The organism is Spirosoma terrae (genome assembly GCF_010435915.1).
GTDB lineage: Bacteria > Bacteroidota > Bacteroidia > Cytophagales > Spirosomataceae > Spirosoma > Spirosoma terrae.
Genome location: NZ_JAAFZH010000002.1, coordinates 65,969 through 91,020, shown reverse-complemented (window position 1 = coordinate 91,020; position 25,052 = coordinate 65,969). Strand labels below are relative to the sequence as shown.

Here is a 25,052-nt window from a genome sequence, read left to right as displayed (position 1 = left end):
ACTAATGAGGGTAAGTCCACTGTAAAAGTTGCACACTAATTTGTATCGGCGTAAACAGATTTGCTAAAAGCCGCTAAAATGGTGTTAAACCTGTATTTTTGACTACTGAATGGCCGCTCTATGCCTCCAAAACGCATTATTTCACTGGTTCCATCGCAAACTGAACTCCTGTTCGAACTAGGTTTACACGACGAAATTGTGGGCATCACCAAGTTCTGCGTCTACCCCGCCGACCGGGTTAAAGGAAAGTCAATTGTGGGAGGAACCAAAACCCTGACTATGGAGCGGATTCATGCGCTACGTCCCGATCTAATCATTGCCAACAAGGAGGAGAATACACGAGCAGAAATTGAGTACTTGCAGCAGCATTATCCGGTTCACGTAACGGACATGGTAACCATTGCCGATGCATTAGCCATGATCCGTAATCTGGGTAATCTGACAGGAAAACAGCCAGAAGCAAACGACCTGATTCAACGTATCACTACGTCGTTTCTATCGATGCCTGGTTTCAGCAGTCAGTCGGTCGCTTACTTCATCTGGCGAAACCCATATATGGTTGCCGCGAATGATACATTCATCCATTCCATGCTGACCCAGGCAGGGTTTCAAAATGCTTTTGCTCAGGAAACTCGCTATCCGGAAATTACGCTTGATACGTTAAAACGTGCCCAACCCGACCTGATCTTTCTCTCGTCGGAGCCCTACCCCTTTTCCCAAAAGCACATCGAGGAATTTCAGGCTATCTGCCCTTCGGCAAAAGTCGTACTGGTAGACGGAGAAGTATTTTCGTGGTATGGCAGCCGATTGTTGCTAGCGCCGGACTATTTTAGGAAATTGCGTAGCGAAATCGAACGGCTCTTTCACTAATCTCCTCGTTATGCCCACTGCCAGCCATACGCTCTCGATTGCCTCTATCAACCTGATTCTGTTTGCGGCTCGTCAGTTGGGAGCCAACCCTGAGCAACTGATCAAGGCCGTCGGTATTGACCCGGAGCAATTACGCGACCCCGATGGGCGGGTGGAAATCCGGCAGGTGCAGGCCCTCTGGCGCGAAACAACAGCGGCAACCGGCGACTCTACGATTGCCCTGAAACTGGGCGAGATGGTTAACCCGGTGGCGATTGGTGTGCTGGCCTACGTGATGATGCACAGCCCTACACTGGGTAAAGCCTTCGAAAAACTATGCCAGTATCAGGATATTGTCTGTGAAGGGATTGTCACGAAAGGACACCTTATTCCTGCTAACCAATCGGGCTATCCAACCGATTCGTTTGCGCTGACCCTGCATATTATCAGCCCCGATATTATCTATCCCGATCATACACTCAACTCGGAGTTATCGGTCTATCTGTCGGCCATGCGCGCCTTAACGGGCGAACGTATTACGGTTCGGGAAATCCATTTCGCTTATCCCCGTCCGGCAGACATCCGTGAGCATGAACGCGTCTTCGGCCCGGCCAGACTGTCGTTCGGAGCGAACATAACGGCCATGCATGTCGATGCGGATCTGCTCAACACGCCGATTTTAAACGCGAATCCGAGCCTGTCGGCCATGTTTGACCAGCATGCGACAAGTTTACTGAATCAGTTACGGACACCGTCGCTCAGCAGCCGCGTTAAAGCCGAAATTATTTTTCTGATGAAAGGCGAAGAGCCGGCACTAGCCACCGTTGCCGACCGGCTGGCGATGGGCGTTCGCACCTTACAGCTTCACCTCAAAGAAGAAGGCACTACGTATCAGCAATTACTGGACGATATTCGCAAAGAGTTAGCCATTCAGCACCTTCGTGAACCGAATCTGAGTACAACCGACATTGCTTATCTGCTAGGTTTTGCTGAACCCAGCGTTTTTTTCCGCTCGTTCAAAAAATGGACAGGCGTAACACCGGGAGCGTATCGACTGGGGCAAGCCGCTTAACGCTGACGACCTGTTTTGTTCATTACCAGCCATTTACATTAAAAATATACTCAAAGATCGGGAAGGCAATAAAGCTGAACCATAGTTTCCTGGTAATGTAGCGAATCAGTACCAGTGGCAAGAAACTGAACCACACTAAAAGCCAGGTAACCAGTAACCTATGCTCGTTTACTCTTGGAGATATGGCGTTGGAGAGAAATGACAAAAGTTGATCGTTAAACACTACGATTAGAATCGCTAGTGTGTAACAAATAATAAGTAGTGGAATTTTTCGATTTTCGTCCATATCCGTAACAGTATCCCTTTCCAGCAAAGCCAGAGATTACCAGCTGATTGTAGCTTTCAAATCATGCCTAAACTAAGAACGTTTAGTTTGCAGACTACTTATCAATACAGGTTACTGCTATAGTTTTTCCATCTAACCGAAACCAAGCTAGCTCAGCGCGCTTGACGCCAACGTCCCTTCGCAACACAAGCACGAAGGAAGGTTCGCTAACCTTACAGCGATCCAAGGCTGGTATGCTTAAAGCTGTCGAAGTATTTCAGGCCATAGCCGAACATCCGGTCCATTGATGAGTGGGCAAACAAAATAACTCCTGCCAGCATTAAGGTCTGATTGGCCAACACTAGGCCCAGCAAGCCAACCGCAACACCCAGACCTTTGTGGTGAAAAAAGTTATAGATAACCGCGCCAACGGCTGGATTGATCAGATAACCAACCATACTCAGATCGGGTACTAGTAATAAAGCCGGGAACCACCACCAGGCAAAATTCAAGCGAGAGAACAAAAAAATAGCCCCCACAAACTGACTTAATTCTTCGGATTTTAGTAGCGTTTTCATTGGATTGATTGTTTAGAAAAATGAGCTCAACTGGATCTTATTAAATAGAAGACATGGTAGCAACGTTGCCAGAAACCGGAACAAATGGTCGTTTTAACCGGGTTTCAGCAAACCACGTCAGTGTTTCTGTTAAAGCCTGGCTCATGGGCGTCGGCTGGAAATCAGGGAACAAAGCCAAGACTTTTCGGTCATCGAGCACAACGGTGTTTTCGTAGAGATAAAGCATTTCTTTCAGCTCCCGTAATACCGGCATAAACAGCCCCATAACCGAAATAAACCATCGGCTGTAGATCTGGACCTTCAACGGCTGGCCGGTCAGTGCCGTAATTTGGTGAAACCATTCCCGCATCGACGGCACGGTTGTTCCACCATAATTCCAGACCTGATACGTAGTGGATTCGGTGCGCGTTTGCCACGAACGTAGCATCAGACGGACCGTGATCTCGGCGGCATCTTTCGTAAAAACTGCCTGATGCGGAATATTGGCGTTCAGAACCCAGGGAATAGCTTTTCCGACCAACGCATTGTCGAAAATGGGCGCTACGCCTTCATTCACTACGTTCGGCCCCCAGAAATCCGGCAGCCGAACGTTAATAACCCGGCAGTTGCCAGCGTTAGCGGCCTCCTCCAGCATGGCTTCAATTTCCACCCGTAGCTGCCCCTTCCGCGTGCAGGGATTGGGGCGACTATCCTCCCGAATTGGTTCGTGCATATTACCGAGATTATAGACGTTCCCCGGCAGAATAATGGTCGACCGGCGCTGAGCAGCTGCGTTGATTATCTTCCGGGTCACTACGTCCATGTTCCCGAACCATTTGTTGTACGGATAATTGATTCCGTGGAAAATAAAGTCTTTATCAGCCGCCAGTTGATTGAGCAGCGTTACGTCCTGTGCGTCGCCTTCCACGATTGTCAGCGTTGACTGATTCGGGAAAAGAGCTTCTGCCTTGGCCCGGCTACGAACAAGAATCGTAACGGGAAGTTGGCGAGCCAGTAAATTGACTGTTACGGCGTAACCAATGCTACCAGTGGCGCCTAAAACGAGTGTGTTTGGAACGGTTGTATTTGTGGGAGTTGCCATGACTTTGGGTATCAAAAAGTATGGAACAAAGGTCTCGGAAAGGCCCCGCCTAGTCGATGACAAAGTGCGAAAATCGACTGACCAATTACGAAAAACAGAAAGAAACGTACCGTTTGGTTATTCGAACTGGCGTGGGCGAAACGGTTGCCTTATCTTCGTAGTATCAGATTTTTATCCGTAAACAACATGAACGATCCAGAAAAACCATTCGTCAACCAGGCCTGTCTGCTTCAGAAGTTTAGTGGCAAAGGCGGCTGGACGTACGTAGCCATCCCGCCCAACTCAAACGAAAAATTAATGCCGCCCGGCTGGTCGAAAGTGACTGGTTCTATTGATGATTTTGAGCTGACCGATTATAACCTAATGCCTATGGGCGACGGCACACTTTTTCTGCCCGTAAAGGCCGAAATCCGGAAAAAGATTGGCAAACAGGAGGGCGACTGGGTGAACGTAGTGCTTTACACCCAAAACAGCCGACAGATGGTTGAGCAGGAGCTTATGCTCTGTCTGGACGATGAGCCTGCTGCGCTCAAGGCTTTTCTTAAAAGCCCGAAGACCGAGCAGAAAGCGCATATTGACTGGATTTTTTCGGCCTACAGCGACGAAGTTAAAATTGAGCGAATCATCAAAACAATCGACTCGTTGTTGAGAAGAAAGACATTGCCCGATAAAAAGGCAAAAAAAGCGGCATGACATTCCAGGTTTATTTGCCACGCCCTCAGCTAATGCCCTACGTAAAGCATTTCGTTATCTCCGAAACGGCTAACGAACAGGATTATAAAATTCTGCCCGATACGTCGCTGGTGATGGGGTTTCAATACAGTGGTCAGTTAGCCTATCGTCAAAACGATACGTCGGTTGCGCTATCGGCGGCAGGCATTACCGGACTCACCGATACGTTCCGCATCTTCAGAAATTCCAATAGAATTGGTTCGGTTCTCGTCGTCTTTACGGAAACAGGGGCCAGTACTTTTTTTCGGGAGCCACTTCACGAGCTATTCCGGGAAAGTCTCGCCCTCGATACGTTCATACGCTCGTCGGCTATATCCCGGCTTCAGGAGCGGCTGGCCGATACGTTAGCGGATCGGGCCAAAATCGAATTGATCGAAGATTTTTTGTTATCTCAATGGCAGCAACGTACACCCGATCGGTTGGTCGATACGGCTCTCTTCCATATCCACCAAACGAAAGGCACACTACGTATCAACGAACTGACCAATCGGTTGTGCATCAGCCAGAGTCCACTGGAAAAGCGATTTAGACAGGTTGTGGGCGCATCTCCCAAAAAGTTCTCCTCCATTGTCCGCCTTCAGCACGCCATCCATCTGCTACGTTCCTCCCACTCACTCGTTGAAACCGGACTCGACACGGGCTATTTCGATCAGGCTCATTTCAGCAAGGAATTCAAAGCCTTTACAGGTGCAACTCCGCTCGAATTCGCCAATCAGCACAAAAACGATTTTTTACAAGAATAGGACTTCGAATTGATCCATTTTTGCGTCAGTATAAATCAAAACAGCGACAAAAATGAACGTAGCCGCCACGATTCAGCAAGCCTATGCCACGGCCCAAAATTACCCCGATTTAGCCCAAAAACTCGCTCAGGCGGGCGTACAGTCCTATACGGTCGATGTGTCGTCCAGCATTATCCTGTACCAGCTTGCTGAAGGAGAAACCGAACTTCACAGCCAGTCGATTTCGCCAAGAGTTATCGCTGAGGCATTTGATCAGGAGCTGACCATCAAAGCCATTCGGGACAATCAGCAAGGAAAAACCGACTACCCTCAGTTTATGGAAGACATGGCTACGGCTGGTGTACGCTTCTACTGCGCCATACTAACGGGAGTCAACAAACGCGTCGTCTATGTGGGTATTGGCGGTCTATACGAGGAACTTATTCCCGGCTGATACGTAGTACGGGCCCGGCTTTTGTACGATTTAGCCAGTCCCGCTACGTGTTATTTACGCTTCTTAGGCGCAGGCTTCGCTGCTTTTCGAAGCGTTTCAACTTCTTTTTTCAGGTCGATAACGTATAGCGTTAGCTCCTCTATTTTTTCCAGCAGTTTCGCATTCATGGCTGCTACGTCCATCCCTTCTTTAGTCAGTTCGCTGGCCGACGGTACGCCGGGCAAATGCTGATGCTTGCGAATAAATTGTTCTACGTCGGCTAAGGGAGCCAGCTGATACGTTTTCGAAAAAACATGATCGCTCCAGTCGGCTGTGTTTTTGATCGACACTTTAAGCTTTTCGGTCAGAATGCCTTTCGATACAAAGAGATTATAATCGCCCGATGTTTTTGTGATGCCTTCGCCAATGATTACGGCTTCTCCTTTGGCACTTTGCAGAAACTGTCCTTTACGTTGCCACAAGGCTTCTACGGAAGTCTCCGCCGACTGACGGGCTCCGCTGGCATAGTTTGCCAGATACACATCGCCCTGTTCGTTAACAGTCAGAAATTTACTCGCCGTAGCCGTTGTCGATAGAGCCGATGTCAGTTGCGTTAATCGAACCCCCGACTGGCCGCTTGCTCCCGTATTCACTTCCAGCTTGGTCCGGGGGGCATTGGTACCGATTCCTACGTTCGCATTGTTACCCAAAACGATTGCATTACTGATGCCTACTTTCGCATTGGTACCTATTGCCGTAGCATTTTGCAAACCGGGTGATTCCGCATCGGCCTGATAACCCAGAAACGTATTAAAGCTTCCGGTTGTCAGGGCCTGACCTGTCCGGTAGCCCAGGAACGTATTACCCTGACCATTGCTATAAAACCCTGCCCAGCTGCCCACAAATGTTGACTGAGTTCCCGTTGTATTCACATACGCAGCATTCGGTCCTAACGCTACGTTCTCGCAGCCTGTAGTCGTGGAGAAACCAGCTCCGGGGCCGACATAAAAATTCTCGCACACCGTAGCCGAACTCGTTACCGTAACCGATACAGTCGCCGTAGCTTTCTGACCGGCCGCATCCGCCACCACAACGCTAAACAATTGAGGGCCAGCCACGGTCAAACTCGTTACGTTAGCCGTATTAGAGGTTGACGTAATGGAGCCGGGACCACTAAAAGAATAACTTAATGGAGCCGTACCGATGGCTGTAGCCAGGAGGCTGGTTTGGCCGGGGCTCTGCGTGGGAGAAGCCGTCAGCGTCACCGATAACGGGATTACGGTCGGGTCAGCCCCATTCATTGCTCCACCGATTCCGCCACTGGCTGTACGAGTTACCAGAAAATCGGCCCGATACGTACCATTACTCAACGTTGTGTTGGTCCAGGTGGTAGCTGACGGTGTTTCGGCACCATAATTCAGAATGGTAGCCCCACCCCCTCCCGGCGATGACGCTTTGGGAATGCCGATGTGTCCGGTCGCCGGATCAGGATTGAAAGACGTAGCGCCATCGCCGATCGTAAAAACTTTTAGCTGCTGTGGCGTAAGCGACTGCCCTATGCCCTTATTGATAGCCTCCAGATCGGCCTGCGTATAAAAAAACGAAAGAGCCAGCGGACTCGTAGCGTCTTTTGTGGTCTTGAGGGTAAAATAGCGATTGGCCGCGTACCATCCCGAGGGCGCATTGACATAACCAGCCGGACCATTTTTGGGAATTAACGAAGCCCCCGCATTACCCTTCAGCTGAAGAGCAAACGTACCGTCGCCAACGCGCCCAATATCCTGTCCGTTTTTCTTAATCGATAGCAGCTTGTTCAGTCCGCCATCGGTGTAGTACGTTCGGCCATCGGCTCCATCCGTACATTCGCACGTAGCACTCCGGGTGGTGCCGTCGGTAGCCGGAACAGCAAAGCTATCAGCATCTTTAATAATCGTAAACTGGTCCTGAATCGAGCCATCGCCCGCAATCATCTTCGACGTGAGCTTTCCACCCTCGATTTCAATGTACATCGACCCACCCAGATTTGCGTTGTCGTAGGAAACCTCCATAGCGTTATGGGGCCACTGCGCCGTGCCTGACGTAATATGCCAGCCGGGCGCCCCACCCGTTCCATTCACTACGTAGATGGTGCCCTCGTTGGTTGCCGACGACCGACTCTTAAAATAATAGCACGAATTGGGCGATCCATCGAAGCGGCCATTGCTCCTGGCATTACTTCCCTCCGCCACGTTATGTACGTTCGGATCAAAGGTTGGGGCATCACCATAATGGCCTTTAATGAGCCGGCTGCGTTCATACACGTGGCTATGACCGCACATGACCAGATCGACTTTGTATTGTTCCAGAACGGGCAACAGATTCATCCGAACATCGCGAAGCTGTTTGTCGGTATCTGAGTCATGTGTTCCTTTCGTATAAGGCGGATGATGCCAGTACGCAATGATCCATTTGATATTTGGATTTGCCTGAGCCGCAGCCAGATCCTGTTTCAACCAATTGATTTGTGGTCTCGAATCCAGAAATCGCGTATTGGATGCCAGGTCCGAAACGTCTTCGTACCGATCCGAATCGAGGCTAACAAAGTGAATGTTACCGTAATTGAATGAGTAATACGATTCAGTGCCCGACGGAACGCCCCCCGCTTCGGCCTTGGTTGGGTGAGATACGACTCCGTAGTACGGTATATTCAGATTCATTCGCAGATCACCATTACCAGCATAATCATGGTTACCTGGCGTAGCGAAAAAAGGTGTTTGTTTCATATAGCGATCACCACCGTAACCAACATCAGAACTGAACACATGCGCCTGATATTCAGAATCCTGACCGCCATTATATGCATTATCACCCAGCCAGAGCCACAGATCAAGATGAGGATCGCCAATGCTCCGCATGTAGTCTTTGAATGCCTTTTTTACGTTTGCCTGACGGGCCGAATTATAGTAACCAAAATCACCTAACGACCAGATGCGGGTCTTTTTTGGGGTTCCTTCGGCTGGGAACGTAATGAAATAGTTGTTCGCATCGCCCTGAAGTGTACCAGCGGCCGTACCAACAGAATAAAAATATTGGGTATTGGGGTTTAAACCGGTTACGGTCACTTCATGATCAGTTACCGGACCAGCCTCAGAAACCATGCCCGTTAGCTTATCGGTCGATGCCCCAAACCGAACTACGCCAACCGAAGCTGGATCAGTACGCCACCGGAAGGTCATACTGGTTGGTGTTGCTTTTTGTAGGTAAGGGCCACGAACCAGGACTTCGTTCGTTCTGGCCTGACCAGTACTGGTATTTATCCTTTCTACAGTAGAATTAACTTGTGCTTGACCATTAGCCAAAGCAAAACCTACCATTAAGTTTATCAACAAAAAGAACCGTAAATATTTCTCCATAAGAATCGCACCCCAATCAACGGGCAACAACAAATCTACTTATAACTTCATAAGTACTATTACCAATCGCTAACTATTTAACTCTCTGATGGCAAACGACATACATTATTCACAAATTAACAATCTGGCTAACTGTGTCATTTCGATTAATTTTGTCTGAATACCAGCATAGGTCCACATCGCTCATGGTCACATTGAAGCACTGCTCTTTTTTTTTCTTACCGATCGGCTTGCTCATTCTCGTGACCAGTTTCATCCATCCATTTAGCAGTGAATCGCCACGCCAGCTAATCAAAGCCAATTATCTGGCCGATCTGGCCCGACTTGACTCATCCGTTACGTTGTTACAAAACGCTATTCAAAAACAACAATCTGCCCCTCTTATTCAGGCTGCTTTTCGACGTTCCCGGCTAGCCTACAAACGGGTCGAATTTCTGACGGAGTTTTATTTTTCTGGCTCGGCCAAAGCCCTGAACGGCCCAGCCCTGCCAGAAGGAGAAGTTGACGATGGCGTTGGCATCGTTCTTGAGCCGACTGGTTTTCAGGTGATTGAAGAGATGATCTTTCCGCTGGATGTTTCCCAACGTACTGCACGGCTCAACTACGTTCGGGGCATTAAATCGACGATCAGTCAGCTCCAGCGCGTAGCTGGCTATAATGAAATGACGGATGGTCAGGTATTCGATGCCATGCGTCTGGAGTTATTTCGGTTGATTACGTTAAGCATTACGGGTTTCGATTCGCCGGTTGCACTGCACTCCCTTCCAGAAGCCATAGCTGCGCTCGAAAGTCTCGACCGAACGATTCAGGTCTATCCCATTGCGGCCAAAGATGCCGCACTGGCTCAAAATCTTCATCAATCGTTAGCCCGGGCGATTCAGGCGTTACGCGGCAAACGCTTTAATCAGTTTGATCGACTCACATTTATCCGGCAGCATGCGTATCCGATCAGCCGGATGCTACTGGATGCGCAGCAATTACTCGGCTATCCGCTGGCGACCGACAAGCGTATGCTACGTCAGTCAGCCAGAACGCTATCCGACACCAACGCTTTTGACCCCGCCTTTTTCCAGCCCTATGGCCTTCCGCAATCGACTCCGGGCCGTATCGAACTGGGCAAAATACTATTTTTCAATCCGGTTCTTTCCGAGAATGGGCAACGTACCTGTGCCAGTTGCCACCAGCCTGATCGGGCCTTTACGGATGGCGAATCGTCGCCAATGGCACTACGGTCTAAAAAACGAATTGGCCGAAATACCCCGACGCTTTTTAACGTAGCATTTCAGTCGTTTCAGTTTATGGACTCCCGATCGTTTTCGCTGGAAGATCAGCTCATTGATGTTATTCACAATTCAGACGAAATGGGCGGCTCAATCGCCAAAGCGGTGGAAACCCTGAAACGTGACTCGACGTACCAGCGTCAATTTACGAATGCATACGCTGACGGCCTGACGGAGTTAAATCTGAAGAATGCGCTAACCGCTTACGTTCGTTCGCTGGTCAGTCTGAATGCCAGGCCGGATCGTTATCTGCGTGGCGAATCCGTTACGCTGACGGCCCAGGAAAAAGCAGGATTTAACGTATTTATGGGGAAAGGAAAATGCGCGACCTGCCATTTTTTCCCGCTGTTTAACGGCACTATTCCACCGGCTTATGTCAAAACCGAAAGTGAAGTCTTAGGCACGCCTGCTACGTTGGCTGAGCGGCAACTGGATAGCGATGAAGGGCGATACCGAACCACAAAAATCAATATTCACCAAAAAGCCTTCAAAACGCCAACGGTTCGAAAAGTAGCGCTAACGGCCCCCTACATGCATAACGGTGTCTACAAGAATCTGGATCAGGTTGTGGAGTTTTATAACAAAGGCGGAGGTGTCGGCCTGGGAATCAAACTAGAGAATCAGACGCTCCCGCCCGACAAGCTCAATCTGACACCTACCGAAAAGCAGGCTCTGGTAGCGTTCATGAAGGCGCTGTAGATTAAGAAAGGCGGTATAGTTGGTATGCCATATCTCCAAGATATGGCATACCAACTATACCGCCAGCCAGCAATCAATGATGTTTACTTCCTTACCTCCCGCAGATCCAGTTGCTGAATCAGCGCTGGACTTTCGGGCGTCAGGGTAAAGAATACGTCTACGTTCCCCTGTTCGCCTTCTATCAGAAAATGACCACGTAGCTGGTTCTCCGGAATCAGGTCACTCACCCGAACAACCTTACCTATTTTCGAAAATAGTGCCTGCGTGGCTTTCCGCCGATTTTCCAGCGAGTGATCAGGGAAGAAGTTTTCAGCAAAAATCCCGCTCGTCTCCGCCCCTTTCCAATCGGGCAGCAAACGGACTAATTCGGCTTTCCGCAGACTTAAAATAGGCGATACGGGTAACTGCCGAGGTTTTAATTTGGCCGCTGACACCAACGTATCGAGCACCGCCCAGTTAATCGTTCCCAGATTGGCATAGGTCAGGTTACCATAGGCGATAATTCCGATTCCGTATTCGGGCAGCATCCGCCACTGGCTCCCAAAACCGGGCAATCCGCCACTATGCGCTACCGACTCAATCCCGTCTCCATCCCGGCTCCAAGTCAATCCGTAGGCATAATGATTGATCATGGGCGTGGTTCGGCCACTCGGAAACCGAAAAGCCGGATTTAAGTCGCGGAAGGTCCGGGGCATGTGCATTTCCCGAACCGAACTACGCTTCACCGGCCCTGCTTCAGCATCGTTCCGGGCAGGCCAGGCCGACAGGTGAAACGCTACGTAGCGACTGAAATCATCGATCGAAGTGATTAAGCCGCCCATCGCACCGTGGCTACCATCATGCAACAACGCTTCTTCGACCCACTGTTCGTTCAACCAACGGTAGCCATGCGCCAGCTGATCGGCCGGTACTTTCGTGTATTCCCACTCCGTATGTGTCATGCCCAGCGGTTTCAGAATCGTTTCGGTGATATACTGCTGATACGGTTTTCCGGATACGGTTGTGATGATACGTCCCAGCATAGCAAAAGCCAGGTTGCTATATTCATACGTAGTGCCCGGTACGTTCGAGAAAGATATACCATTCCTGATCAGCGAAAGCAGTTCCTCATCGGTATCGGCCAGTTGACGGTCGCCCCACGGATTATCTTCGGGAAAACCCGCGGAATGGGTCATCAGATTACGGACCGTTATCACAGGTGCATCGGCCGTCAGGTAAGTTAGTCGGGCAACTTCGGGAATGTATTTCGAGACGGGGTCATCGAGCTGGAGTTTACCTTCGTCGCGGAGTTTCACGACGGCCATCGACGTAACACTTTTGGTCATCGAGGCAATCCGAAATACCGATTTGGGCGTTGCTGCAACCTTCCGTGCTACGTCGGTATAGCCAAATCCGCCCGAATGAACCAGCTTTCCATCCACCACTAATCCGTAGGCAATACCCGGATAGTGATTTTTGGCAGCATACTCCTGATACATTTTGTCGATGGCAGGCAGTAGCGCCTGGATGCGGGCTAACCGTCCGGCATCCGTAAACACAGGAGGCTGATAGGTTTTCTGTTGCGTTGAAGCGCTGGGAGCCACAATAGGCGACTGGCCAAAAGTCAGAGTAGCCGCCAGTAAAGGGGTCAGTAAAAAAATTGGGCGCATAAGCTTTCAGGTTGTTTGTATCGTTGTGCCCTATAAAGTTATACGCTGTAATGAGTATCGCCCTTTACTAATCACTATTTTCTTTCTTCCTATTGATGCGTAAATTAATCTGTAAAGGAATAACCGCCCATAATTAACATGCTTATGCTATACGCCGAATTTGTCATTATGGCTGATCTTGTAAACCTTTGCCGACGGCTAAAACAACATATTCTTGAACGGCAGAGCATACATAGTAGGTTGGGCCAGCTGGCTACTGATGGGGCTGTTGGCCAGCCAACTTCATGCCCAATCAACCGACGTAGCTTTTGTGCGTTATACAACAGATCAGGGCTTATCGAATGATGGCATTACAGCAATTGCCCGCGATCAGCGAGGTTTTATCTGGATTGGCACGCTCAATGGCCTGAATCGATTTGATGGCATTGAGTTTAAAATTTATAAGCGAACGGGCAAACCAGCCGATTTGCCCGGCAATTACATTGTTAATGGGGGCATAAAGCCTGACCGTAACGGTTTTCTCTGGATTTCGACAAACCGTGGCCTATACCGGTTCGATCCCGTTCGCGAACAAGGCCAGACCATTTCACTGCCCTTATTAAACGACCAGCAGGCTGACAATGACTTCATCTCGCCAGTGCATTTTGATCGTGAGGGCAAGGGTTGGTTTTCCTCTATCGAACACTTGTATCGAATAGATCCTATTACGCTGGAACTAACAACTTTTTCATTACCATTCCCAGTTGCAGGAACGTATGACGAACCTTTCGCAGATCGGAATGGCCAATTATGGCTTCACGCACAAGACGCTCTGTATCAGTTCGATGCCAATACCCAGCGCTACACCTATTTGTTAGGACGCGACCAGCAACATGCCAACGCACAAGTTGATATCGGTGGTCTGTACGAGACCGCAGCGGGCGAACTATATGCCATGACCAGTCAACAGGGTCTATTACGCTACGATCGAGAAAGAAAACGATTTACGCCTTCCCTCTCCCAACCTCAATTGATCACAGCCCTAGCCGAAAGCAACGATTCCGATGGACAGTCAAGCTTCTGGCTGGGTGGAACGGATCAACTTACCCGCTACGAACCAACCCAGCATCGATATACACATTTTAAACGAATCGTAGACGATGGCAGCAGTTATCCCGGTGGAATGACCGTTCAGTTGCTGGCCGACTCATTATCGGGTATTATCTGGGTAGGAACAGTACGAGGCTTAGCCGCTATCGATCCGGTAGGAACAAAATTTGGTAGCCAACGGGTCTATGCCAATACGAATGGACAATTGACGGATAATGTTCAGGTGGTAGCTCAGGACTATAAAGCCGATTCGCTCTATTGGGGCCTAACTGGTCAGGGCACCTTATTCCGGTGGAATCAAGCGGCACGATTACTACGTCCTGTTCCAACTCCTGGTGCTATGGAGGGTCGTTTGGCCCACTCATTTATTCAGAATAAGCGTGGCTACATCTGGATTGGTTTACAGGACGGAGTTGGTGTTTATGACCCTGCCAGAAAACACTGGCGGATGTATCAGGAGTATAGCTCACAAACCTTAAATCGATCGGTTACTAATAAGGGGCCAATGACAACAGTCGATCGGCTTAGTATTCGCAGTCTATATGAGGATCATACTGGCCGTATCTGGGTGGGTGCTGGCAAGCAAGGCTTATTCTGGTACGATCCAGCAGCCGATCGCTTTCGCCCCTGGCCCCTTACCCCCTTTATTCCGCTCCCTGCTGGTATCAGCCGAATTCAGGAAGATAGTCAGGGGCGTCTCTGGGTACTCACAACGAAAGGTCTGATACGTATTAGCGCCGATCGTAGCCGACGTAGCCGCGTTTCTATCCATAAAGCCAATCCTGCCGTACAGCCGTCTGATCAATTGCAGAGTACGTTTATGATCAGCCGAAAAGACGAGTTATGGCTATCAGGCATCGATTTTCTGGTCCGGGCCGACACCAATGGTCGAGTTCAACAAACCTACACGCTGGCGAACGGGTTGCTGGCCGACCATATTTTTGGTATCGCGGAAGATCAACGTGGGCATATCTGGCTATCTACCGATGAACAATTGCATGAGCTAGACCCTAGAAATGGACACTTTCACTATTACAGTAAAGCGAGTGGCCTTCTAACGAATACGTTTTTCGAACCAATTACCGAGAATCGGCAAGGCGAATTGCTGATTGGTACCGAAGGTGGGTTTTCTTATTTTCAACCAGAACAACTCCGTCAGAACCGTCGTCCACCACCAGTTGCCATCACAGAAATACGGGTCAACAACGTAGTAAGAAGAGCAGGTCCAGGGCAGACAATTCAGTTGGTGCCCGGCGAAACTACCTTAACGGTTTCTTTTGCTGCGCTCAATTATAGCCAGTCGCAAAAGAATACGTACGCTTATCGGCTGGTTGGGTTCGACAAGGATTGGATTGTGACGAATGCCCGTACCGTAACCTATACGAATCTAGCCCCTGGTGAGTATCAGCTACGGATCCGTGGCGCAAACAACGACGGCCTCTGGAACCTGACCGGAACCACAGTACAGATCAATGTTGTCCCCGCTTTTCATCAAACCATATGGTTTAAATTCCTGATGCTGGCCATAGGTTTAGGGCTCTTCTGGAGTGTCTATCGATACCGACAATTACAACAGCAAAAGCTGGCCCGAATTCGTGATCGAATTGCGAAAGATCTCCACGACGATATGGGTTCTACGCTGAGCAGTATCCGCATTTTCAGCGATGTTTTACAAACTCAGATCGCCGACACGAAGCCAGAAGCGGTCCCTCTCTTACAACGGATCAGTACCAATGCCGCCACGTTGGCCGAGTCGATGCAGGATATTATCTGGACAATAAAAGCACAGCATGATGGTCTTAGCGACGTAGTGAGCCGAATGCGCGAGTTTGGCCTGCGACTGACCGAAGCCAAAGGTATCCGCTTCAGCATGAACGTAACAGAACCGTTTCCGGCAATGAAGCTCAACATCGAACAACGACGCAACTTGTATCTGATTTTCAAAGAAAGCGTTAACAACGCGGTCAAGTACGCCGATTGCTCTGAATTGACCGTAAGCCTGAGCATTATAGGCCGTCAATTATCTATTCAGATTGACGACAATGGTCGAGGATTCGAGCCCACGCTTATTCGGTCGGGCAATGGTCTGACCAATCTAAAAACGCGGGCACAGGATATTGGGGGCACAATTCAGATAAGCTCCTCGCCTGGTGTGGGCACAACCATAAAGCTGACTGCTACTATCTTGTAAAACGATTATGACTGATATTGGAATTGTTTATTATGAAGACAATCGCGAATTGCGCGAAGGGATTTCATTTTTAATTCAGGCAACACCTGGCCTGTCGTTACTGGGCGCATTTGGCAATTGCCAGTATCTGCCCGACGAAATCCGCTCGTTACGTCCAGAAGTCGTGCTTATGGACATTGATCTGCCCGGTATCAGCGGTATTGATGCCGTTCCGATGGTAAAAGCTATTTCGGCCACGACGCAGGTATTGATGCTGACTGTTTTCGACGATGAAGATAAAATCTTTCGGGCTATTCGGAACGGAGCCAGCGGCTACTTACTAAAACACACGTCGCCGGCAGAGCTGGTAGCGGCCATCTTTGATCTGTACCGGGGCGGTTCTCCCATGACAGCCAGTATTGCCCGTAAAGTATTGCAGCATTTTCAGCAACCGAAAGCTGTCCCCAGCGACGATTATCGACTATCGTCCCGCGAACTGGATATTGTAAAAGGACTTGTCGCTGGCTACAGTTATAAACTTATTGCCGACGATCTGTGTATCAGTATCGATACGGTTCGGTCCCACATTCGTAGCATTTACGACAAACTACAGGTTAATTCCAAAACAGAAGCCGTTCTGAAAGCCATGCGTGAAGGGCTGGTTTAGCCCACCGGCGACCCCGTTTTTCACATCTTTGTGCGATTGATGAGCGTGGCCGAATCAGCCACCTTTGTAGCGTTAAACAACAATGCTACCATGAAACGCCAACCACTACTTCTTCCCAGTCAATACGCCTGTTACTGGTTCATCCTATCTATTGGTTTGCTCTTATCCCTGCTCGGATCAGTAGCTTTTGGTCAGGTACCAGGCCGGGCAACCCTTAGGGGCGTTACGCTGGACGCATCAGGGAAACCGCTCGAATTTGCCACACTCATGCTCCTGAGAGACACCGATTCATCGCTGGTAAAAGGTGCGATTAGCGACGGAGACGGTCGATACATTTTTGACAAGGTCCTCCCCGGAACGTATCGGATATCGGCCCAGATCATCGGTTTTCAGAAAACAACCTCTGGTCCATTAACCATAACCTCCGACACGGTTCAAGTCGTCGTACCGGCACTGCAGCTTGCTCAAACAACAAAAACATTACGTGAAGTAACCGTAACAGGCCAAAAACCCTTTATTGAGCAACTACCCGACAAAACGATTATTAATGTTGAGAATAGCCTTGTTTCAGCAGGAGGTACAGCACTGGATGTGCTCGAAAAATCGCCGGGCGTTGTTATCGACAATCAAAACGACAAGATCAGCTTTAAAGGCCGCGACGGGGTTCTGGTCATGATTGATGGGAAACCAACTTATTTGTCGATGCAGGAAGTTGTCAATTTGTTACGTAATACGCCCAGCAACAGTGTCCAGACGATTGAGTTAATCACCAACCCCTCTTCGAAATACGACGCGGCAGGCAATGCCGGTATTATCAACATACGGCTTAAACGAGGAAGTCGAAATCTGGCAGGCGGTACGGCCGGAAGCGCAACGCTGGGGGCTGGCTATGGCCGTTATCCCAAGGCCGCAGTCGGCGTATCCCTCAATCATAAGTCAGGTAACTGGAATCTGTTTGGTAATTACAATTACGATTACCGGCAACGCTACAGCTCAGTTGATGCCCTGCGTCGATTTGGCTCTGGCGATACGTCGAGCACGGTTAATAACCTGGGGACACGGATAAGCACCGATCATGCCCATACCTTTAAAGCAGGGGCCGATTATACACTCACCCAAAGGACAACGGTTGGCCTTATGATCAACGGATTACTGAACCAGAATAACGCAGAAATTGATAATAGAAACCTTATTTACGACGCGCAGAACCAGCTTCAGCGTACGGTTACGATGATCAATACGTCGACCCGGCCAATGCAGCGTTTGGCGGCCAATGCTAATCTGAAACATACCTTCGATTCATCAGGACGAGAACTCACCGTCGATCTGGATTATGCACAAGTTCACGTCAGCGGTCTCGACAATATGCGTACACATTACCTGAACGCCCAGCGGGAAGAAATCGAGCCTGCCTTAATCCAGCGCAATGAAACCCCGTCAACGATTCTGATTCGAGCCGCAAAAGCCGATTACGTATATCCGTTTGCCAATGGGCTTAAGCTGGAAACAGGGGGTAAAATCAGTTACGTTACGTCGGACAACGACATACGATTTGGGACATTGACTGAATCAGGATACCTCCCCGATCAACAGCGAACGAATCATTTTCTGTATAAAGAAACGATTGCGGCTGGCTATGTGAATGGCAGCCAAAATTGGGCGAAATGGGCAGTTCAGGCGGGTTTACGCTTCGAGTATACTCGTTCAATCGGGAATTCGATAACACTCCAGAAAGTAGTAGACCGAAGCTATCTGAATGCATTTCCAAGCGTTTTTTTGAGCTACAAAGCCAGCGATAATCATCAATGGCAAAGCTCATACAGCCGTCGGATCGATCGGCCCAGCTACCAGGATTTAAATCCATTCATCTATGTTATGGACCCATATACCTATGCGCAGGGGAACCCCTTTCTTCGTCCACAATATACCAATGCCTTTCAAATAGGGTATATCTACAAAAATGAAACCAATATTAGCCTGGGATACAATCACACAACTGATGTAATCACCGGGGTGAATGAGCAACAGAACCAGGTTCTAAAAACAACAACTGTCAATCTGGCCGCCCTCAACAACGTTATTTTGAGTATCGGCACTCCGATTAAGTTAATGCCCTGGTGGTCGGTACGTCAGACAGTCGACGTATTTTTCAACGCATACGACGCAGAATATCTGGGAGAACGACTGGACTATCGTCGTGTGTCGGCCAATTTCACGATGAACCATCGCTTAACGCTTGCCAAAGGCTTTTCAGCTGAAATCTCAGGCTGGTATAATACGGCTTCGATTTACGGGCAGGCTCGATTCGGCGGGCAGGGACAGGTTAACATTGGCCTCCAGAAATCAATGCTGGACAAAGCGGCCGTGTTACGTCTCAACATTAGCGACATCCTGGACATTACCCGCAATAGAGGTACGGTTCAATTTGGGTCTACTGACCTGACGTTTGTTAATCGCTGGGAAACCCGCGTAGCCCGGCTGACTTTTACCTACAATTTCGGAAATCGAAACCTCAAAACAGCACGCCAACGGCAATCCAGCGTCGAAGACGAACAAAATCGGGCACGATAAGCTATCCGCAACTCGCGCGATTTGCTTTCAGGGTTGTTCTTGTTGTGGGTAAAATGGCGCAAGCTCTTTTACCCACAACAAGAACAACCCTGAAAGCTTCCTGGAGAAATAGGTTATCGAAAAGAGATTGGGCTGTATTTGGTCATGCTGACAGAAACGCCAGCTTGATATACGCTAAACAATTTCTGCTTCAGTACGTAAATAGTGTAACTTTCGTCCAAACACTCCTTTCTGCTTCTATGAAAGCCGTTTTGTGCAACCAGTTTGGGCTACCTGAATCACTTACCTTTGAGGACGTAGCAGCGCCGTTGCCCGGAAAAGATGACGTTCTTATCCAGGTAAAAGCCTGCGGAGTTAACTTTCCTGATACGCTGATGATTCAGGGAAAGTACCAGTTTAAACCGCCTTTCCCTTTCTCGCCGGGTGGCGAAGTGGCAGGGATCGTGACGGCTGTAGGCGACAACGTAACGCATCTCAAGGCAGGCGATCGAGTTTTTTCGCTGACGGGTCATGGCGGTTTCGCTGAAGAAGTAATTGGCAAGGCCTCATCCACACTGCCCATGCTCCCCGATATGGATTTCGTAACGGCAGCCTCAACCATGTACACCTACGGTACGTCTTACCATGCGCTGAACGATCGTGCCAACCTGAAACCGGGCGAAACCCTGCTTGTGCTGGGTGCAGCGGGTGGGGTCGGACTGGCTGCTGTTCAGTTGGGCCGTTTGCTGGGAGCCCGGGTAATTGCCGCTGCCTCCACCGATGAAAAGCTAGCGGTTTGCCGAGAACTAGGCGCTAATGAAACCATCAACTACACCCGTGATGACCTCCGGCAACAAGTTAAAGAACTGACCAATGGCAACGGTGCCGATGTCGTCTATGATCCCGTGGGCGACCGCTATGCCGAACCGGGGATTCGCTCACTAGCCTGGCGAGGTCGGTATCTGGTTGTCGGGTTTGCCGCCGGATCAATTCCCAGCATTCCGCTCAATCTGGCTTTGCTGAAAGGCGCATCCATTGTCGGCGTATTTTGGGGTGCTTTCGCCCAGCGCGAACCAAAAGCCAGTGAAGCCAATCTCCGGCAAATTTTAACGTGGGTGGAAAGCGGTCAATTAAAACAGCACATTCATCGGATTTACTCGCTCGATGAAACGGCTACCGCCCTCCGTGCTCTGGTGGATCGGCAGGTAATCGGCAAAGCGGTCGTTCAGATTTAACCCATTAGCACAGAGCTTACTTGCTGACTATCTGATGCTTGTGGCATCATGGCTTCTGATAAACTGACCTTTTTTTCAGGAAAAAATTATTTACTCTCGCTAAGACCGTATTTTTGCGCGCAGCAATAGGATAAAAACAAATATTCTTCTGCATTTCAGCAGCTTTATGCTATTCGCTCTTACCATCTACTTTACGCAGTACGTTCTATGCAACTTGCCGATTTCAAAGACGTAGCTTCTCAGTACAAAGTCATTTTCTTCGATGCGTTTGGTGTTCTAAAAAATTATGAAGGTCTGCTTCCCGGAATCGAGAATACATTTGGCTGGCTTAAAGAAAATAATAAGGAGTTTTACGTACTGACCAACGATGCCTCCCGTAGCCCTCAGGAGTTAGCCGAGTCATATTATCGGCAAGGTTTCTACGACATTACACCCGACCGTATTATTTCCTCGGGTATGCTCGCCCGCGAATACCTCGACCTGAAAGTCAATCACGGAACGGTTGCTTATCTCGGCACGGAAAGTTCAGCCCACTACCTCGAAACGACCGGCCTGAAAACCCTACCCATTAGCCAGTTAGACCTTGCCGACGTAGCCGACATCAACGCCCTGGTGCTGCTCGACGACGAAGGCTTTGACTGGAATACGGATCTGAACAAAACGGTGAATTTGCTTCGGAAACGGAACATCCCGGTCATTGTCGCCAATACCGACGAAACCTATCCTGTTTCCAAAACCCGAATTGCCATTGCCATCGGGGCCGTAGCTGAAATGATCGAAACCATTGTCGGCAAACAATTTATTCGATTTGGCAAACCCGACGCTCAACTGTTCATGTTTGCCTACGAACGGCTCGACAACGTAGTGCCACGGGGTCTGGAGACACCGCAGGATGGTCATATCAGTAAACGCGACATTCTGATGGTAGGCGATACGTTACGTACCGACATTCTGGGCGGTAACAAATTTGGGCTGGACACGGTGCTGGTCCTGAGCGGCAATACCCAGGCCCAGGATGCCGAAATCAGAATTCGTAGTACCGGTATTATTCCTACCTATATCTGCGAATCGGTGGTTATCTCCGAAAACACTATTGCCCCGTAACGATACGTAGCGTCTTGATCTGAGTAGGTGTACTGACGGTTAACAGAAAAATGCCTCGGGCGTAGTTCAGCGCGAGTGATTGCCGCTCCACATCGGCGGCCTGACTAACCACGTGTCGGCTTACAATTCGACCTTGTTCATCAGCAACCTGCAAGGTTAACGATTCGCCGGAAACACCCCGTACCTCTACCTCTACACGCGAATCGAGAACCGGATTCGACAGAACCGTAACGTCCAAATCGGTTTGATGGTCTTCTGCGCTCCGTCGGGCATTGGCGTTACAGGCAGCCAGCCAGTTGTACTGATACGTTACGGCCCCGGCCATTCCAGCCTGCTCCGCCCGTAACGTAACGGTCGGATTATCGGTATAGAGACGTAGCGAATACGGTCCCGGCGAATTCGTCGGTAAACTCTCATTAATGACAGAAAACGTGATGGTCTGACCGTTTGTTCCACTGTATTGTGGTGTAAACGTTAACCGGCGTTCTGTTGACGTGATACGCTCACAAGCTACCGTAGTTGCCCCAATGATGGCGAACGTAGCAGGCGGTGTGGTGCCAACAGTTATGGTAAACGTGGCGGTAGCAAACGCTCCGGATGCATCGGTAGCCCTAATTGTTACCGTCCGGCTACCTGCGGCAATGGGTGTACCACTGATTGTGCGGGACGTAGCGCCGAGCGTCAGTCCCGCAGGTAGATTGGAAGCGGTATAAATCAGCGATGTTTGTCCATCGGGATCGGTAAATGCAGTGGCAGGGATAGTGTATGTGAACGACAATCCTACTGTACCTGTCTGATCGGATAGCCCTCCATTATAGACAGGTGGGCGGTTGGCTACCGGGCTACTCCCGCAAGCCTCCCGAAAATTCCAGACAAAATAGGTAGACCGCGTAGCCGCATCCTGAATCGGTAAGATATACTGGTTTGCGTCATGATAATACGTATACGGAACGCCCAGTTGCCCCGACCCCGTTACGCCATTAATAAACAACGCCGGAACCGACGGTGTAAAACTGCCGTCGGTATAGCCAACCACAAAATCCACACTCGACATGCCAGCGCTTGCCGTATGACACCTAAAACTAGTAATCGTCAGCGATGCCAGAGGCTGTGGCTGATCGATGGTTTTATTGATGGTAATTGAAAAAGTACCTACAGCGGTCAACCCTCCAGCATCGGTCGCCGTAATGGTTACGGAACTGACGCCCGCTACTGTTGGGATGCCGCTAATTACATTCGAGGCCGCATCAAACGAAAGCCCAGCAGGTAGTCCATTAATGGCATACGTCAAGGGTAATCCTTCGGGATCAGAAAAACTATTGGCTGGTACGTTATACCGAAAGGCCACTCCCAACACACCCGTCAGCGACGTAATACCAGTAAAAACAGGCGGCCGATTAGGTGTCGACGTAGTGGCACAGGCTTCGCGAAACTTCCAGACAAAATAGGTAGACCGGGAGGCCGCATCCTGAATAGCGAGCGTATTCTGATTCGTATCGAACGAATAATTGTACTTAACGCCTAACTGCCCCGCTCCTGTTACACCATTGATAAACAACGGGGCAACGCTCGGACTGAACGTTCCATTCAAATAGCCGACCACAAAATCGACACTGGTTAGGATAGAGTTGCTGGTGTTGCACGTAAAACTCGTAATGGCCAATTGGTCGCCCGGCCCCGCAGCCTGAACAGCCTTATCGGCCTGTATGAATCCATAGCCCGTACCAAAATCGAATCCCGTGTCAAAATACGGGGTTACCGGATCGTCCATATCGATGGCCGTCTGCTTCAGAATCGACGCAATAGCCATTGGCGACAAGGTTTTATTCGCTTTTTCCTGCATTAAGGCCGCTACAGCTGCAGCATGGGGAGCAGCCGCCGACGTACCGAAAAAATTAGGAAATCCGTCGGGCTCATAGTTGGTTGTAAAAAACGTCGTGTTCCCACCATCGACCGCAGTTATGTCTGGCTTCTGGCGTACAACACCGCCCTGACTGATTCGCTGTCCCGCCCCATCAAAGAAAATCGGCGTTCCACCCGCCGACGAAAATGGCTCAATGATCGCGGTTGATAGACTCGGTTTATAGGCGGGCGTGCTAAAATACGGAGCTGCTCCAACGGCAATAGCCCGATCCGAGCCACTATGGCCAAACGATGATCCACTACGGGTGTCGTATTCGGTAGTAATCGTGTAGCTACCAAAATTGATCCACTTGATATAGCCGGGATCGGGTCCGGCATTTTTCACGATCACTACGTCAATATCCGCCGGTGCCGATGTGTTATTGGCATACGTACCAGTCACTTCAATCGGATCGCCATACGCAATATTATCAATAGCGCTACCGCCGACCAGAATTCCATTTTTGAAGAAGAAAATATCCAGATCCGTTCTGGCACCGACTCCTCCGCTCACAGATCGAAACGGATCATCCCACTGAAGCACAAGCCGGAGCGTACCGCCCGATGGTACCGTGATTTTCTGAAACACATCCCCCCCACCGAAATCATGCGCGATTCCGTAACCATATAAGTTAATGCCCGAATTTTTAAACGTAGTCTGATAGGATGACCGGGCCAGATTACCAGCTGCCGAGAAATACGCTACGTTGTTATTGAGGACAACCTGATCGATAGCCTGACTAATGATTCCATCCTGAAAGAACGGTTCAGTCAGGTAAATAATATCATCAACGATAAGATTACAGCCAGCATTTGCCAGATCGATAATACCTTTGGCAAAGCCAGCCTGACCACGATAGGCCGTATTGAATGCAATGGCAGCTCCTGGTGCTACGTCATGCACAATTTCGGCCATGGCGCGTCCTTCGTCGCTCCCCGTCGGGAAGTCATCCAGTATGCTAACATTGGCAGGGAGATCGCCCGACGCCACGCCCGCCGAAGCTCCGCCAAGCGCATTATAACTGTCAGAAAGTATTCCTATTTTAGAACCGACTCCCGTTACGTTATAGGTTTGTCTGGCCAGATCAGCTTTTAATGCCTTGTCGCCCTGGGATGTAACGAGGCCCGTATTGGTGAGTGGTTTATAGTAAGGGCGGGCGTAGTTTAGAGCAGGTACATTCTTTAAGTCAGCCAGTTTTTCGATAGGCAAAAAACCGAAAACTGTGCTTCGATACGCGTTTCCTTCTGTCAGGCCCAATGCCTGGAGCTGGGCAAGTAAAGCCTGACCATTCTGATCGTTAGCTATAGCCTCGATGGCTATCCGATTTTCCTTAATTGTATACTCATTACGAAGGTCTTCTCCTCTACCCAGTCCGGGTGGCGCAGGCGCCCCATTGTTCAACAAATTATTTAATAAATCGGGGGTAACCTTTGCCGCCTTCGAAGATGCCTTTACATCACTGATCGATTGTGCTTCAACAAAGAGCGTAGTACTTAACAACAACATTACTACGCGAGCGATCATACTACGTTTTTGTGACGCCCGCCCCATACAAAACCAGAACATTAACGAGTAGAGTTAA

16 protein-coding genes are annotated in these 25,052 nt (G+C 49.5%); 11 read left to right on the top strand and 5 right to left on the bottom strand.

Annotated elements, in window-relative coordinates; genetic code table 11:
* Positions 1-120 precede the first annotated feature (120 nt).
* Both GK108_RS05425 and GK108_RS05420 read left to right on the top strand, forming a co-directional pair.
* Positions 121-870: an ABC transporter substrate-binding protein gene (locus tag GK108_RS05425; protein WP_163944081.1), complete on the top strand. Its 750-nt coding sequence runs from the start codon at positions 121-123 to the stop codon at positions 868-870.
* 10 nt (positions 871-880) lie between these two features.
* The gene (locus tag GK108_RS05420; RefSeq protein ID WP_163944078.1) at positions 881-1,921 is read left to right on the top strand and encodes an AraC family transcriptional regulator; all 1,041 of its coding nucleotides are present in this window, start codon (positions 881-883) and stop codon (positions 1,919-1,921) included.
* A gap of 498 nt (positions 1,922-2,419) precedes the next feature.
* On the opposite strand, the gene GK108_RS05415 is transcribed toward GK108_RS05420, so the two are convergent.
* Both GK108_RS05415 and GK108_RS05410 read right to left on the bottom strand, forming a co-directional pair.
* A complete protein-coding gene (locus GK108_RS05415; RefSeq protein WP_163944075.1) occupies positions 2,420-2,764 on the bottom strand; it encodes a DUF4260 domain-containing protein in 345 nt (114 codons plus the stop codon).
* Positions 2,765-2,804: 40 nt separating this feature from the next.
* Positions 2,805-3,845 carry an NAD(P)H-binding protein gene (locus tag GK108_RS05410; RefSeq protein WP_163944073.1) on the bottom strand — a complete coding sequence of 347 codons (1,041 nt, stop codon included), beginning with the start codon at positions 3,843-3,845 and terminating at the stop codon, positions 2,805-2,807.
* 186 nt (positions 3,846-4,031) lie between these two features.
* On the opposite strand from GK108_RS05410, the gene GK108_RS05405 reads away from it, so the two are divergent.
* The 3 genes from GK108_RS05405 to GK108_RS05395 are packed head-to-tail and all read left to right on the top strand — an operon-like array spanning position 4,032 to position 5,753.
* Positions 4,032-4,538, top strand: coding sequence for a YdeI/OmpD-associated family protein (locus tag GK108_RS05405; RefSeq protein ID WP_163944070.1), 507 nt, complete (start codon positions 4,032-4,034; stop codon positions 4,536-4,538).
* The gene (locus GK108_RS05400; protein WP_163944067.1) at positions 4,535-5,320 is read left to right on the top strand and encodes a helix-turn-helix domain-containing protein; all 786 of its coding nucleotides are present in this window, start codon (positions 4,535-4,537) and stop codon (positions 5,318-5,320) included. Before GK108_RS05405 ends, GK108_RS05400 begins: the two co-directional genes overlap by 4 nt.
* A 52-nt stretch (positions 5,321-5,372) precedes the next feature.
* Positions 5,373-5,753, top strand: a complete 381-nt coding sequence (locus tag GK108_RS05395) for a DUF1398 family protein (RefSeq protein WP_163944064.1) — start codon at positions 5,373-5,375, stop codon at positions 5,751-5,753.
* Between the two features lie 50 nt (positions 5,754-5,803).
* Here the strand turns inward: GK108_RS05395 and GK108_RS05390 are convergent, their stop codons facing one another.
* Positions 5,804-9,085: a metallophosphoesterase gene (locus GK108_RS05390; RefSeq protein ID WP_262887390.1), complete on the bottom strand. Its 3,282-nt coding sequence runs from the start codon at positions 9,083-9,085 to the stop codon at positions 5,804-5,806.
* A 281-nt stretch (positions 9,086-9,366) separates the two neighbouring features.
* Between GK108_RS05390 and GK108_RS05385 the strand changes: the two genes are divergently transcribed.
* Positions 9,367-11,103 (top strand): cytochrome c peroxidase, encoded by a 1,737-nt coding sequence (locus GK108_RS05385; RefSeq protein ID WP_317166486.1) that lies wholly within the window; start codon positions 9,367-9,369, stop codon positions 11,101-11,103.
* A gap of 83 nt (positions 11,104-11,186) precedes the next feature.
* Here GK108_RS05385 and GK108_RS05380 read toward each other — a convergent pair whose 3' ends face one another.
* The gene (locus GK108_RS05380) at positions 11,187-12,752 is read right to left on the bottom strand and encodes a serine hydrolase domain-containing protein (RefSeq protein ID WP_163944055.1); all 1,566 of its coding nucleotides are present in this window, start codon (positions 12,750-12,752) and stop codon (positions 11,187-11,189) included.
* Positions 12,753-12,966: 214 nt separating this feature from the next.
* Between GK108_RS05380 and GK108_RS05375 the strand changes: the two genes are divergently transcribed.
* From GK108_RS05375 to GK108_RS05355, 5 genes are all read left to right on the top strand, one after another.
* Positions 12,967-16,032, top strand: a complete 3,066-nt coding sequence (locus GK108_RS05375) for a sensor histidine kinase (protein ID WP_163944051.1) — start codon at positions 12,967-12,969, stop codon at positions 16,030-16,032.
* 7 nt (positions 16,033-16,039) lie between these two features.
* Positions 16,040-16,678, top strand: a complete 639-nt coding sequence (locus GK108_RS05370; RefSeq protein ID WP_212592740.1) for a response regulator — start codon at positions 16,040-16,042, stop codon at positions 16,676-16,678.
* A gap of 90 nt (positions 16,679-16,768) precedes the next feature.
* Positions 16,769-19,249 (top strand): TonB-dependent receptor domain-containing protein, encoded by a 2,481-nt coding sequence (locus GK108_RS05365; RefSeq protein WP_163944048.1) that lies wholly within the window; start codon positions 16,769-16,771, stop codon positions 19,247-19,249.
* A gap of 239 nt (positions 19,250-19,488) precedes the next feature.
* On the top strand, positions 19,489-20,463 hold the full coding sequence (locus tag GK108_RS05360; RefSeq protein ID WP_163944045.1) for an NADPH:quinone oxidoreductase family protein: 975 nt from the start codon (positions 19,489-19,491) through the stop codon (positions 20,461-20,463).
* A 207-nt stretch (positions 20,464-20,670) separates the two neighbouring features.
* On the top strand, positions 20,671-21,567 hold the full coding sequence (locus GK108_RS05355) for an HAD-IIA family hydrolase (protein WP_163944042.1): 897 nt from the start codon (positions 20,671-20,673) through the stop codon (positions 21,565-21,567).
* Here the strand turns inward: GK108_RS05355 and GK108_RS05350 are convergent.
* Complete coding sequence (locus tag GK108_RS05350) at positions 21,554-24,994, bottom strand: putative Ig domain-containing protein (protein WP_163944038.1); 3,441 nt, start codon at positions 24,992-24,994, stop codon at positions 21,554-21,556. The two genes, GK108_RS05355 and GK108_RS05350, sit on opposite strands and share 14 nt — an antisense overlap.
* Between the last annotated feature and the right edge of the window lie 58 nt (positions 24,995-25,052).

What these genes read in the sequence shown, in the direction of transcription:
- GK108_RS05425 (WP_163944081.1), top strand. Translation starts at nt 121, where the DNA reads ATGCCTCCAAAACGCATTATTTCACTGGTTCCATCGCAAACTGAACTC.
- GK108_RS05420 (WP_163944078.1), top strand. Translation starts at nt 881, where the DNA reads ATGCCCACTGCCAGCCATACGCTCTCGATTGCCTCTATCAACCTGATT.
- GK108_RS05415 (WP_163944075.1), bottom strand. Translation starts at nt 2,764, where the DNA reads ATGAAAACGCTACTAAAATCCGAAGAATTAAGTCAGTTTGTGGGGGCT.
- GK108_RS05410 (WP_163944073.1), bottom strand. Translation starts at nt 3,845, where the DNA reads ATGGCAACTCCCACAAATACAACCGTTCCAAACACACTCGTTTTAGGC.
- GK108_RS05405 (WP_163944070.1), top strand. Translation starts at nt 4,032, where the DNA reads ATGAACGATCCAGAAAAACCATTCGTCAACCAGGCCTGTCTGCTTCAG.
- GK108_RS05400 (WP_163944067.1), top strand. Translation starts at nt 4,535, where the DNA reads ATGACATTCCAGGTTTATTTGCCACGCCCTCAGCTAATGCCCTACGTA.
- GK108_RS05395 (WP_163944064.1), top strand. Translation starts at nt 5,373, where the DNA reads ATGAACGTAGCCGCCACGATTCAGCAAGCCTATGCCACGGCCCAAAAT.
- GK108_RS05390 (WP_262887390.1), bottom strand. Translation starts at nt 9,085, where the DNA reads ATGGTAGGTTTTGCTTTGGCTAATGGTCAAGCACAAGTTAATTCTACT.
- GK108_RS05380 (WP_163944055.1), bottom strand. Translation starts at nt 12,752, where the DNA reads ATGCGCCCAATTTTTTTACTGACCCCTTTACTGGCGGCTACTCTGACT.
- GK108_RS05370 (WP_212592740.1), top strand. Translation starts at nt 16,040, where the DNA reads ATGACTGATATTGGAATTGTTTATTATGAAGACAATCGCGAATTGCGC.
- GK108_RS05365 (WP_163944048.1), top strand. Translation starts at nt 16,769, where the DNA reads ATGAAACGCCAACCACTACTTCTTCCCAGTCAATACGCCTGTTACTGG.
- GK108_RS05360 (WP_163944045.1), top strand. Translation starts at nt 19,489, where the DNA reads ATGAAAGCCGTTTTGTGCAACCAGTTTGGGCTACCTGAATCACTTACC.
- GK108_RS05355 (WP_163944042.1), top strand. Translation starts at nt 20,671, where the DNA reads ATGCAACTTGCCGATTTCAAAGACGTAGCTTCTCAGTACAAAGTCATT.
- GK108_RS05350 (WP_163944038.1), bottom strand. Translation starts at nt 24,994, where the DNA reads ATGATCGCTCGCGTAGTAATGTTGTTGTTAAGTACTACGCTCTTTGTT.